At 70.3% G+C, this 12404-nt stretch carries 11 protein-coding genes; 7 read left to right on the top strand and 4 right to left on the bottom strand.

From position 1 onward, the window contains the following. Nucleotides 1-70: 70 nt before the first annotated feature. Both AB0I98_RS04610 and AB0I98_RS04605 read right to left on the bottom strand, forming a co-directional pair. Nucleotides 71-277, bottom strand: a complete 207-nt coding sequence (locus AB0I98_RS04610; protein WP_210574306.1) for a hypothetical protein — start codon at nt 275-277, stop codon at nt 71-73. Nucleotides 278-389: 112 nt separating this feature from the next. Next, entirely contained in the window at nt 390-1826 is a 1437-nt protein-coding gene (locus AB0I98_RS04605; protein WP_362935201.1) for an MFS transporter, read from the bottom strand. Between the two features lie 95 nt (nt 1827-1921). On the opposite strand from AB0I98_RS04605, the gene AB0I98_RS04600 reads away from it, so the two are divergent. From AB0I98_RS04600 to AB0I98_RS04575, 6 genes are all read left to right on the top strand, one after another. After that, nucleotides 1922-2746, top strand: a complete 825-nt coding sequence (locus AB0I98_RS04600) for a helix-turn-helix transcriptional regulator (protein WP_362935198.1) — start codon at nt 1922-1924, stop codon at nt 2744-2746. 126 nt (nt 2747-2872) lie between these two features. Continuing rightward, a complete protein-coding gene (gene hemA / locus AB0I98_RS04595; protein ID WP_362935195.1) occupies nt 2873-4156 on the top strand; it encodes a 5-aminolevulinate synthase in 1284 nt (427 codons plus the stop codon). Then, entirely contained in the window at nt 4153-4662 is a 510-nt protein-coding gene (locus AB0I98_RS04590) for a GNAT family N-acetyltransferase (RefSeq protein ID WP_362935192.1), read from the top strand. Before hemA ends, AB0I98_RS04590 begins: the two co-directional genes overlap by 4 nt. Continuing rightward, nucleotides 4659-5714 (top strand): Gfo/Idh/MocA family oxidoreductase, encoded by a 1056-nt coding sequence (locus tag AB0I98_RS04585; protein WP_362935189.1) that lies wholly within the window; start codon nt 4659-4661, stop codon nt 5712-5714. Before AB0I98_RS04590 ends, AB0I98_RS04585 begins: the two co-directional genes overlap by 4 nt. Next, entirely contained in the window at nt 5711-6916 is a 1206-nt protein-coding gene (locus AB0I98_RS04580; RefSeq protein ID WP_362935186.1) for an MFS transporter, read from the top strand. Before AB0I98_RS04585 ends, AB0I98_RS04580 begins: the two co-directional genes overlap by 4 nt. Nucleotides 6917-6926: 10 nt before the next feature. Continuing rightward, complete coding sequence (locus AB0I98_RS04575; protein WP_362935183.1) at nt 6927-7844, top strand: LysR family transcriptional regulator; 918 nt, start codon at nt 6927-6929, stop codon at nt 7842-7844. On the opposite strand, the gene AB0I98_RS04570 is transcribed toward AB0I98_RS04575, so the two are convergent. Continuing rightward, on the bottom strand, nt 7814-9265 hold the full coding sequence (locus AB0I98_RS04570) for an MFS transporter (RefSeq protein WP_362935180.1): 1452 nt from the start codon (nt 9263-9265) through the stop codon (nt 7814-7816). The two genes, AB0I98_RS04575 and AB0I98_RS04570, sit on opposite strands and share 31 nt — an antisense overlap. Nucleotides 9266-9329: 64 nt before the next feature. Between AB0I98_RS04570 and dusB the strand changes: the two genes are divergently transcribed. Beyond that, nucleotides 9330-10481 carry a tRNA dihydrouridine synthase DusB gene (dusB, locus tag AB0I98_RS04565; RefSeq protein WP_362935177.1) on the top strand — a complete coding sequence of 384 codons (1152 nt, stop codon included), beginning with the start codon at nt 9330-9332 and terminating at the stop codon, nt 10479-10481. 82 nt (nt 10482-10563) lie between these two features. Here the strand turns inward: dusB and AB0I98_RS04560 are convergent, their stop codons facing one another. Continuing rightward, nucleotides 10564-12357, bottom strand: coding sequence for a CDP-alcohol phosphatidyltransferase (locus tag AB0I98_RS04560; RefSeq protein ID WP_362935174.1), 1794 nt, complete (start codon nt 12355-12357; stop codon nt 10564-10566). Nucleotides 12358-12404 lie beyond the last annotated feature (47 nt).

Below are 12404 nucleotides of genomic sequence, written 5' to 3'. Positions count from 1 at the left end.
CGCGTTGATCGTCGTATGCCTTCGTACGTACGACCGCTGCCGCCACGGAAAGTCATCGCCGCCGCGCCCCCTACGCCGCCGACGGATCCACCGTCGCCTGATGCGCCTCCGCCAGATGCTCCTCCGCCTTCAGCCAGGGCAGAAACTGCGCCGGCTTGCGCCAGCCGCAGGTGTCGCACTTGATCGTGCGCTGCACTCCGGTGCGCTGCACCCGCACCACGTGCTCACGGCCGTGCTGGTCCCAGCGGCTTACCTTGCTCGAGTCAATCTGCGGCATGACGCCTCCAGCGTCCTGGGAAAGTCGTCCCGGGAAAGTCAAGGAGGAGTGTGCAGCAAGACCAACATCAACAGGTGGTCCTTCACACCGAGTTGTCCAAGCTGTGGCCGAGTCAGCTGATCGTGCGCGGAAGGCGCAGGCTGAGCAGACCCGTCAGCGCCACCCCCGCCAGCTGCACCACCAGCGTCGTGACCAGGGCGTCTCGCATGCCGAGGCCGGGGACGAGAGAGAGGAAGAGCGTGCCGAGGGTGGCCACGCCGAGGGCCAGCGCCGACTGCTGAGTGGTGATCATCACGCCGCTGCCGACGCCCGCGCGAGCGGTCGGCACCTCGGAGAGGACGACGCGGAAGATGATCGGGAGCTGGAGGGCCTGACCGGCTCCGGCGATCGCCGCGCCCGGCAGCAGTCCGACGATGCCCAGGTCCGGCCAGGAACGCCACGCGGCCAGCGCCATCAGCGCCACGCCCACCGCCTGGAGCCCGGCGCCCGCCGTCACCACGCGGGTGCCGTACCGGGTGACCAGCCGCGGCCCGGCGAGCGAGGTGAAGAAGAACACCACCGCCATCGGCGCGAGCGCGAGTCCCGCCGCGACCGGACCCCGCCCCGCGCCCTGCTGCAACGCCACCGCGATCACGAACATGAACCCGCTGAAGCCGATGGAGAAGGGCACGATCATCACCAGCCCGCGCCGCAACGACGTGAGCGCGAACAGGCTCGGCGGGACGAGTGGCGTACGGCCCTGCCGGTCCGCCCGCCGCTCCACCGCGTAGAACGCGCCTGCCAGCAGCGGGAACGCGGCCAGCGACAGCCACGTCCACAGCGGCCAGCCCGCCGCCCGGCCCTCGGTGAGCGGCGCCAGCAGCGCGAGCAGGGAGGCGGCGAGCAGAACCGTGCCGGGGGCGTCGATCGGCTCCGGGTGCTGCGAGCGGGTCTCCGGGACGGCACGGGCGGCGAGGACCAGGCCGACCACCACGACCGGCACGTTCACCAGGAACACGGCACGCCAGCTGGTGCCCGCGAGGTCCGCGGCGACCAGCACGCCGCCGAGGATCTGCCCCGCCACCATGGACAGTCCGGCCGTCGCGCCGTACAGGCCCATGGCCTTCGCCCGGCGCGGTCCTGAGGTCGCCGCCTGGATCGTGGCCAGCACCTGCGGCAGCATCGCCGCGGACGCCACGCCCTGCGCGACCCGGGCCGCGACCAGCGTCCACGCGGTGGGCGCGAGCCCGCACGCCAGGGAGGTCAGCCCGAAGGCCGCCATGCCGCCCAGGAAGAGGCGGCGTCGGCCGAAGAGATCGCCCAGCCGGCCGCCGAGGACGAGCAGCACGGCGTAGGCGAGGCCGTACCCGGAGACGACGAGCTCCAGGACGGACTCGCTCGCCGCAAGGTCCTGGCCGATGGTGGGCAGGGCGACATTGACGATGAAGAAGTCGATGAGCGGAAGTGCCGCACCGAGCAGCACGGTGAGAAGTCCGAGACCGCCGAGTACGGGTGGCGCGGCGGGGGAGCGGACCGTGGTCGTGGACATCGTGGTTTCGGTCACGAACATGAGCCTGCGCCTCCCCTCAAACGGGTACCAGAGTCTCCCTGTCCTGGTAGTAGGCGAACCTGGCAACAGGGTCCGCACTCGCGCACGCTGGAGGCATGACGACAATGGCCCAGGAGGCGGCGGTACGACAGCCCCGGCCGGCCCGCGAAGCGGAGATCCGCCGGCACGAGCTCGCCGCCTTCCTCCGCCACCGCCGCGAGGAGGTCGCCCACCTCTCCGCCGTCGGCGTCACCTGGTACACCTGGCTCGAACAGGCCCGCGACATCCAGGTCTCCGTCCAGGTCCTGGACGCCCTCGCCCGCACCCTGCTCCTCGACCCGAGCGAGCGCGCCCACCTCTTCCAGCTCGCCGGCGCCGTGGACCCGACCCCGGCCACCAGTTGCGCGTCGGTCACTCCCGCCCTGCGCGCCGTACTCGAACAACTGGAGCCGTTCCCGGCCTGCCTCCAGAACAGCCGCTACGACATCCTCGCCCACAACCGCACCTACGGCCTGCTCCTCTGCGACCTGGACGCCGTCCCGCCCGAGGACCGCAACTGCTTGGTCCTCTGCTACACCCACGACGACTGGCGCTCCTCGATCGTCCACCTCGAAGAAGTCCAGCGCGTCATGGCCGCCCGCTTCCGCGCCGCCATGGCCGGCCATCTCGCCGAGCCCGCCTGGAAGATGCTCCTCAAACGCCTCCGCACCGAGTCCCCCCAGTTCTGCGAGGCCTGGGACCGTCACGAGGTCAACACCCACCGCAGCAAGCGGAAAGAGTTCGACAACGCCTACGTGGGCCGACTCACGGTGGACCACACGGACTTGTGGCTGGGTCCGCGGCAGGGGCCGAGGATGGTGACGTACGTACCGGCGGACGACCGGTCGAGGCAACGACTGGAGAAGCTGCACGCCATCGCGCTGGAGCGGGCGCGGGACTGACTCCGCCGTGAGCGAGATCTCAACGACGGTCCCCTACGTCTGTGACCTCGCCCTATGCGGCAGATGGATGCAACATGCACTGGACGTATTGGCCTGAGCTCCGGCCCGCTCGGTCTACTTCCCCCCGTGGATGACGACCGCGCCACAAGCGCGGCACACCAATTCGGGGAGAGCGAGAACGTGTACGAGGAATTCCTGTCGGCGAAGCTGCGTGCGCTGCGAACCGGCGGGCAGTACCGGGAGTTCGTGGACATCAACCGGCGTGCGGGGGCCTACCCGAAGGCCGTGCGCCGGCTGCCCGACGGCGGCCGGCACGAGGTGACCGTCTGGTGCAGCAACGACTATCTGGGCATGTCCCAGCACCCCGAGGTGCTGGCGGCGATGCACCGCGCGATCGACGAGTACGGGGCGGGCTCGGGCGGTTCGCGCAACATCGGCGGAACCCACGCCCACTACGCGGCGCTTGAGAACTCGCTCGCCGAATGGCACGGCAAGGAGGCGGCCCTGGTCTTCCCGACCGGCTACGGCTCCAATGACGCCACTCTCCAGTGCCTGCTGCGGCTGATGCCCGACACGCTCGTCCTCTCCGACGAGCTGAACCACGCCTCGCTGATCAACGGGATGCGCAGCACGCCGGCCGAGCGCGCCGTCTTCCGGCACAACGACGTGGGCCACCTGCGGGAGCTGCTGGCCGGACAGCCCCTCGACCGCCCGAAGATCGTGGTGTTCGAGTCGGTGTACTCCATGGACGGAGACGTCGCCCCGATCGAGGAGATCGTGCGGCTGGCCCGTGAGCACAACGCGCTGACTTTCCTCGACGAAGTGCACGCGATCGGCATGTACGGGCCGCGCGGGTCCGGCATGGCCGCGGCCCGCGGGGTGGACCACCTCGTCGACATCGTGCAGGGCACCATGGCCAAGGCCATCGGCGTGATCGGCGGCTACATAGCCGGCTCCGCGACGCTCGTCGACGCGGTGCGCAGCTTCGCCTCCGGGTTCATCTTCACCACCTCCCTGCCGCCCGCCGTCGTGGCGGCCTGCCATGCCAGCGTGGAGCACCTGAAGACCTCCGAGACCGAGCGCCGGGCCCTGCAGGACAAGACCCGCCTGCTGCGGGCCGCGCTCGCCGCGGCCGGCATCTCCGTGATGCAGTGCAGCACGACACATGTGCTGCCGGTGCTGGTCGGCGACGCCACCGCGTGCAAGCGGGCCGCCGTACGGCTGCTGGACGAACACCACGTGTACCTCCAGCCGATCAACTCTCCGACCGTGCCCGTGGGGACGGAGCGTTTCCGCGTCAACGTCACCCCGAACCACACCGACGCCGACATCGCCCACCTCGTCGAGGCACTCGCGGAGACCTTCGCGCACGTCGGCCTCGACCGGCGGGCCGAGGCGATGGCGGCATGACGGTCGTCCGACCCGCCGGTATGGCGGACATCGAGGAACTCGTGCGGCTGCGCGCCCATCTGCTGGACGCGCCCGACGCCAACCTGCCCTACAGGGCCGGGAGTTCGGCGGAGAGGGAAGCCTGGCGGCGCGACTACCGGGCCTGGCTGGCTCAGGAGCTTCCAGAGGCGGACGGCATCCGGGTCGCCGTCATCCCGCTCTCCGACGGGACCGGCCTCGCCGCGTGCGCGACCGCGATCGTCGACCGGCGTGCCCCCTCACCGGCCTGCCCCTCGGGCCGGACGGGCTGGCTCCAATCCGTGGTCGTCGACCCGGTCGCGCGCGGTAAGGGGCTCGGGGCGCGGCTCCTCAACCATCTGCTGGGCTGGTTCGCCGGGGAGGGCGTGGACGAGGTGCTGCTGCAGACCACAGAGAATGCGACCGGCTTCTACAAGCGGTTCGAATTCGCCTCCAGCGGCGAGGAGTTGCTGTTCCGCACACTCCCCGTGAGGAGTGCGGCCGCGTGAAGATCCTCATCGTCGGCATGGGATACGCCGGCTCCCGTTTCCTGAGCGCCTTCCGCAGCCTGGACCGGTCGCTCCGACTCGCCTACCACGCACGCCACCGCACCCGCGAGGACATCCCCTACTTCCCGACCCTGGAAGGCGCCCTCGCCGAGTACGCCCCCGACGTGGTGGTCGTGGCCGCCACCGACTCCGCCCACGCGGACATCCTCACCCGGCTGGGCGGCTACCGGGGTTTCGTCCTCGCGGAGAAGCCCCTGACCTCGCCCCACGACGACCTGGACGCCGTGGCCAAGGCCCTCACTGATGCCGGCGGCTTCGCCCTGGATCTCGTCGAGCGCTACTCGGACGCCACCGAGGCCCTGCGCGCATACGTCGGCGAGCACGAACTCCGGCTCGTGCGCGCACACTTGACGTGGGGCAAGGACCGGATCAACGACCACCGTCCGACCGTCGGCGTGACCAGCGAGGTCATCCACAGCCTGGACCTGGTCCGCTACGTCATGGGAGGCGACGAGCCGCTCCGGGTGCGGGACGCCCTCGGTGTCACCTCCGACTTCTCGGTCTCCGGGCCCGAGGTCCTCGACAGCGTCGCCCTCACGGCCACGCTCGGCACGGCGCCGGTGACGGTGTACAGCAGCTTCACCAACATCGTCCGCCAGCGCACCGTCGACCTCGCCTTCCGCGACCGCGAGGGCGGGCTCGTCCACGTGAGCTGCGTCTACGACACACCGGTCTGGGACGCCGACCACCTGCGCGTCTGGCGCCGCCGGGACGGCCAGGAGCACACCCTGTGCGAGGTCGACACCGGTGACACCGCCTGGCCCGACGAGCAGCGTGGCGTCGTCAAACTGCGCCGCCTCGCGCTGGATGTCGTACGGCATGTAGCCGACGGGACGCCGCCCCGGGTGCCGTTCGCCGGGCTCGCCGAGTCCGTGGAGACACAGCGCCTGCTCAACGACATCGAAACCGCCGCCCAAGTCACCGGACCAGCCAGCTACTTCCCGGGCGGCCGGACCCCGGTGACCGAAGTGGACTGGGAGCGCCTCGGATGACCCACACGAAAATGAGCCGCCTGTACATCCTCGTCCTCGGTGCCTTCGCGCTCGGACTGGATGCCTACGTCATGGCCGGACTGCTGCCCAAGGTCGCCGCCGACCTGCACACCAGCGAGTCCGCGGCCGGGCAGATGGTCACCGTCTTCACCCTCTGCTACGCGCTCGCCGCGCCCGTGTTCGCCACGGCGCTGGCGGGCCGGCCCGCCCGGACGATCCTCACCACGGCGCTGCTGCTGTTCACCGCGGCCAACGCGCTGACCGCCCTGGCCGGCAGCCTCGCGGTACTGCTCGTGGCCCGTGCCATCGCGGGCATCGGCGCGGGCGTCTACTCGCCCATAGCCGCGGCGACCGCGGCCTCGCTCGCCGGCGAGGAGCGGCGCGGCCGGGCCCTGGCGCTGGTCATGGGCGGCATGAGCATCGGCACGGTGATCGGCGTCCCGCTGGGCGTGCTGCTCGCCGACCAAGTCGGCTGGCGCGGCACACTCTGGCTGATCACCGCCCTCGGCGCACTGGCCGTCGTCGGCGTGCTGCTCGGCCTGCCCCGGCTACCGGCCGCCCCTCCGCCGCCCCTGCGCGAGCGCGTCCGCATCCTGGCCCGCCGCCCGGTGGCCGCCATCGCCGGTGTCTCCCTGCTCAGTGGTGTCGCCAGCCTCGGTCTGTACACCTACCTCGCGCCCTTTCTCGCCGACGCCGGCGGCATCCACCAGACGCTGGGCGCCATGTGGGCGTGGGGCGCGGGCGGAGTGGCCGGCAGCCTGCTGATCGGCCGGATCGTGGACCGCACGGGCAAACCGTACGCCGTCGTCACCGTCATCCTCGTGCTGCTGTGCCTGGCCCATCTGCTCCTGCCGAGCGCGGCCGGAGCCTCCTGGGCGCTCACCTTCCCGCTGATCGTGTGGGGCGCGGCCGGCTGGGCCCTCCAAGTGCCCCAGCAGCACCAGCTCATCGCCGCCCGCCCTGACCAGGCGCCGGTCGCCGTGTCCCTCAACAGCTCGGCCGTCTACCTCGGCAGCGCGCTCGGTTCCGCCCTGGGCGGCGTCACCCTCGCCGCCGGAGTGGCCCCCGCCGACCTGCCGTACTGCACCGCCGCGCTCGCGGCCGTGGGCCTGCTGCTGCACCTCGTCCTGGTACGCGCTCCCCGGCGGGCCCGCGCACCGGAGTGCCTCCCCCGCGAAACCGCCCCGGCCGGTGACCAGTAACGTCGTACCAATGGACGTAGGACTGCAACAGTTGCGCTGCTTCCTCACCTTGGCGGAGGAGCAGCACTTCACCTGGGCAGCGGAACGCCTCGGCATCCCGCAGCCCACGCTGAGCCGGACGATCCGGCGGCTGGAGGAGCACGTCGGCCGTCAGCTGCTCGACCGCACCACCCGCCATCCCCGGCTCACTCCGGACGGCGAACGGCTGCGGTCCGAGCTGCAGACTCTGCTGCCCCGCCTGGAAGCGGTCCTGCGTCCCGGCCCGGCCGAGGAGCCCCTGAGCCTCGGCTACACCTGGGGCTTCCCCCTCAAGCGCGGACGCGAGGCCATCGACCTGCTGGAACGCCGGCATCAGGTCATCGTCCAGCCGGTCCGCCGGGACGAGCGGCTGGCCGGCGTGCACACCGGGGCGGTGGACGCGGCCCTGCTGTGGGGCCAGGTCGACGACCCCCGCCTGCACACGGTGGAGATCGCCCGCGAGCGTCGCGTCGCGGTGATCTCCACCCGCTCCACCCTCGCCGCCCGTCCCCGCGTCACCTGGCGCGACCTGGGCCGCCGCTGCCTGGTCCTCAACACGGTCACCGGCACCCTCACCCCCGACGACTGGTCGGCCGACACCCGCCCCGAGATCGGCGCGGAGGCCACCAACATCGACGAGTACCTGCACGCGGTGGCGGCCCGCAGAGGCGTGGGCGTCCTCCCGGCCTCGGTGGCCGCCCAGCACCCGGACCCGGACGTCCGCTACCTCCCCCTCACGGGAGCCCCCGAGGCGGTCCTCCACTACGCCTATCCCCGCACCAACCCACACCCGCACACCCAGAACCTGGCCAACGCCCTGTGCAGAAGCGCCCCAAAGGGGCGCGGGGAACTGCGCGACCAGCCACAACGGACCCGCACTCACCGACGTTCAGAAGCCCCTACGGTCTGACGTACTTCCGCGGCGTCCAGCTGCTCAGCCGTGCGTTCGGCAGTTCCCCGAGCCCACCGCCCGCTGCTCAACAGACCCACCACGAGTACGGCCACCCCGCACCCGGTCAGAATCCACCACCCCGGCACGGCGGCAGCCACAAACGCGTTCTTGTACGCCGCCGCCCCCACACCAGCGGCCAGCACCGCCCCCACCACGGCGACACCGAGCGTCTGCCCCAACTGACGGCTCGTCGAGGCGACGGCGGCGGCCACGCCGGCTTGTGCTCGCGGCATCCCGGACACCGCCGTATTGGTGATCGGCGCGTTCACGAAGCCGAACCCGATACCGAACAGCGCGTACCCCAGGAACAGCGTGACGTCAGAGGTCTCCGCATCGAAGACCGCGAACAACAGCGAACTGCACGTCATCGCCACTCCCGCGATCAGCAACGGCAACCGCGGCCCCCGGCCACCGACCAACCGCCCGGCCAGCGGAGCGCACACCAGCGTCGGCACGGCCATCGGCAGCATCCACAGCCCCGCGTGCAGCGCGTCCAGCCCCCGCACGTTCTGCAGATACAGCGTCGACAGGAACAGGAACCCGCCCAGCGAGGCGAACGCGCTGATCGCGATCACGGTCGCCCCGCTGAACGGCGCCGACCGGAAGAACCGCAGATCGATGAGGGGCTCGGCGCGACGAGGCTCGTACCGAAGGAGCCCGATCAGCGCGGCGACCGCGACCACCGCGAACGGCAGCACCGTGGCGAGCGACGCGTGCGGCGCCTCGATGATTCCGTACGTCGCGCTGCCGAACAGCGCGATCACCAGGATCTGGCCGACGGGGTCGGGACGGCGGGCCCGGTCCGCGCGGGACTCGGGGACGTAGCGGAGGGTCAGCAGCAGCGCGGCCAGCCCGACCGGCAGGTTGACCCAGAAGATCGACCGCCAGCCCACGGACTCCACGAGCAGTCCGCCGACCAGGGGGCCCGCGGCCATCGATATACCGACGACAGCGCCCCAGACGCCGATCGCCCGGGCCCGCTCACGCGGATCCGTGAAGGTGTTCGTGATGATCGACATGGCGACCGGGTTCAGCATCGAACCGCCCACCGCCTGCACCATGCGGAACGCGACCAGCGTTTCCAGGTTCGGCGCGACCGAGCACAGCGCCGAGCCGATCGTGAAGACGACGAGCCCCGCCATGAAGACGCGCTTGCGGCCGATCCGGTCGGCGGTGGAGCCCGCGAGCATCAGCAGCGAGGCGAGTACGAGGGTGTAGGCGTCGATGGTCCACTGCAGGCCCGCCGTACTCGCGTGCAACTCGCGCTGCATCGAGGGCAGGGCCACGTTGAGGATCGTGTTGTCGAGGCTCACGATCAGCAGGCTCATACAGCAGATCGCGAGCACCAGCATGCGGCGACGGGGGGTCAGCTCGGGCATCCATCAATAGTACGCCTAACTAATGAATCTGGCCGCACCCCCTTCGGTACGTGACAATGGGTGAATGCCCACGCCCACGTCCACGATGAACTCGACCCTGCGGATCGGCCCGCACCCCGTCCAGCCGCCCGTCGTCCTGGCCCCCATGGCCGGGATCACCAACGCGCCCTTCCGCACGCTGTGCCGGGAGTTCAGCGGTGGCAAGGGGCTGTTCGTGAGCGAGATGATCACGACGCGGGCGCTGGTCGAGCGCAACGAGAAGACCATGCAGCTGATCCACTTCGATGAGAGTGAGAAGCCGCGGTCGATCCAGCTGTACGGCGTCGATCCGGCGACGGTCGGCAAGGCCGTGCGCATGATCGCCGAGGAGGGGCTGGCCGATCACATCGACCTGAACTTCGGGTGTCCGGTCCCGAAGGTGACGCGCAAGGGCGGCGGTTCCGCGCTGCCGTACAAGCGGCATCTGCTGCGGGCGATCCTGCGGGAGGCGGTCAGCGGGGCGGGGGACCTGCCGGTCACGATGAAAATGCGCAAGGGCATCGACGACGACCACATCACGTACCTGGACGCCGGGCGGATCGCCGTCGAGGAGGGCGTGACGGCCATCGCCCTGCACGGGCGTACCGCGGCCCAGCACTACGGCGGCACCGCCGACTGGGACGCCATCGCGCGGCTGAAGGAGCACGTGCCGGAGATCCCGGTGCTCGGCAACGGGGACATCTGGTCGGCGGAGGACGCGCTGCGGATGGTGCGGGCAACTGGATGCGACGGGGTGGTTGTCGGCCGGGGTTGCCTTGGGCGGCCGTGGTTGTTCTCTGACCTGGTGGCGGCGTTCGAGGGGCGGACGGACTTCAGCAGGCCCGTCCTCCGCGAGGTGGCCGACGTCATGGTCCGCCATGCCACGCTCCTCGGCGAGTGGATCGGGGACGAGGCGCGCGGCGTCATCGACTTCCGTAAGCACGTGGCCTGGTATCTGAAGGGCTTTGCTGTCGGTTCGGAGATGCGGAAGCGTCTTGCGATCACGTCGTCGCTTCAGGAACTCCGGTCCGGTCTGGATGAGTTGGACCTTGACCAGGCTTGGCCGACCGGTGCGGATGGCCCTCGTGGGCGTACGTCCGGGAACAACCGGGTCGTTCTGCCGGATGGGTGGCTGAAGGATCCGTACGACTGTGCGGGTATCGGTGAGGACGCGGAGCTGGATACGTCCGGTGGGTGAGTGGTCCCGGTCCGGTCGTCTGCGGAGCCGTGAGGGCTGGTCGCGCAGTTCCCCGCGCCCCTTTGGGGCGCTGCCGAACCGCTCAGCCCTTGCTGGGGCCGGGTGTTGAGCCGTATGCCATCAGGAAGCGGTCGCGGAAGGCGTCCATTTTCCAGACGGGGGCCTTCTGGGCTGGCTTGATGCCGTCGGTCCAGTTCCAGGAGGAGATCTTGTCGAGGACCTTGGGGTCCTTGGCGACGATCGACACCGGGACGTCGCGGCTGGCGTTGTTGCCGCTGACGCGGGCGATGGGCTGGTGGTCGCCGAGGAAGACGAGGACGGTGTCGTCGGTGCCGTAGCGCTCGAGCCACTGGGTGAGGGAGGTGACCGAGTACTCGATCGACTTGCCGTATTCCTCACGGGACTTGGCGCTGTCGGACATGACGTCCGACGGGTTGTTGCCCGCTTTCTGGATGCTGTTGAAGATGGAGCCGTCGCCCAGTTCGTCCCAGCCGACCATCTTGGGGATCGGGGCCCAGGGCTGGTGGCTGGAGGTCAGGATGACCTCCGACATCAGCGGCTTGTCGCGCTTCTTGCCGTGCACCTGGCGCTGGAAGGCCTCCAGTGCGTACTGGTCCGGCATGGTCGACCAGCTGAACTTCGGGCCCTTGTAGCCGAGTTCGAAGGCGTTGTAGACCTTGTCGAGGCCGTAGAACTTCTCCTCCGGCCAGCCCTTCTGGATGCCCGGCATGATGCCGACCGTGTCCCACGCGCCGGTCTTCTGGAACATCTTGGTGAGGGAGAGCCGTTCGCTGGACATGACGGTGCGGAAGCGCTGCTGGTTGTCGATCCACAGGCCGGACAGGAACGTGGAGTGGCCGAGCCAGCTGCTGCCGCCGTAGGTCGCCGACGTCAGCCAGCCGCTCTTGGCGGCGAAACCGGCTTTCGTGAGCGCCTCGTTGCTCGTGTCGAGCGTCTGGTTCACGCCGGGCGAGATGTCCGGGTCCTCGAGCGCGCTGCGGCCGTAGCTCTCGATGAACGTGAAGATGACGTCCTTGCCCCGCAGATCCGGCACCAGCTGAGCGCCGGGCGTACTGCCGAACCGGTCCGCCTTGGCCTCTTTGGCGAACGCCGCCTCGTCCCGCAACGTGTCCTTCACCCGCCGCGCCTGGACCGCCAGCGCGCTCACCGCCCGGTCGGAAGCCACCGGCACGCCCAGCAGCTGGACCCCCATCGCCGAGCACATGATCCAGACGGTGCCCGCGATCAGCGTGCCGCGCGTCGCCAGCGCGGTGTTCCGGCCGAGGAGATTCGCCAGCCTGACCGTCGCCAGCGCCATCACGGCGATCAGTACGACGACGAGGAGTACGGCTCCGATGGCGGCGACCGTCGCGACCGTACCGCCCATCGAGTCCGCCATGTACGACTGCGCGTCGTCCAGCAACTCCCAGTCCAGGACCAGGTTGAAGCCCCGGCCCAGATACTCCCGGAAGCCCATGTCCAGGAAGTTCAGCACGGTCAGGACACCCAGGCCGGCTCCGATCAGCGCGGCGACGATGGTGCGGGGGCGGCGGGGGAGTGCGAGCAGGAGCACCGCTCCTACGATCGCCTCCGCCGGGATGCGCATGAACCTGTTCGGGCGCAGGGCGGCCCAGGCGTTCGGGAGGAGGAAGGCGGCGATGACGAGGGCTGCGGCGAGGATGGTCGTGGTCCAGCTGAGGAGGGTGCGTGGCTTGGCGGCCTCGGCTTCGCCTTCGGCCTTGTCGTTCCCACCCGCACCACCCGTACCACTTTCGTCGTCGGGTGCGGGTGGCCCCTCCAGCGGTTTCTCGCCGTCGGCGGCTGCCGGCTCGTCAGTCGTGGCAGGCAGTTGACGTTGGCGCGTGAAGACGGGCACCCGAAGTCCTTCCGTGCAAGGCCCAGGATCTACGTCATCCCGTACGG

The sequence above is a fragment of the Streptomyces sp. NPDC050211 genome, assembly GCF_040656035.1.
Classification (GTDB): Bacteria; Actinomycetota; Actinomycetes; order Streptomycetales; family Streptomycetaceae; genus Streptomyces.
The sequence above is the reverse complement of the archived record's forward strand: the minus strand, read 5'-3'. Positions and strand labels throughout refer to the sequence as shown.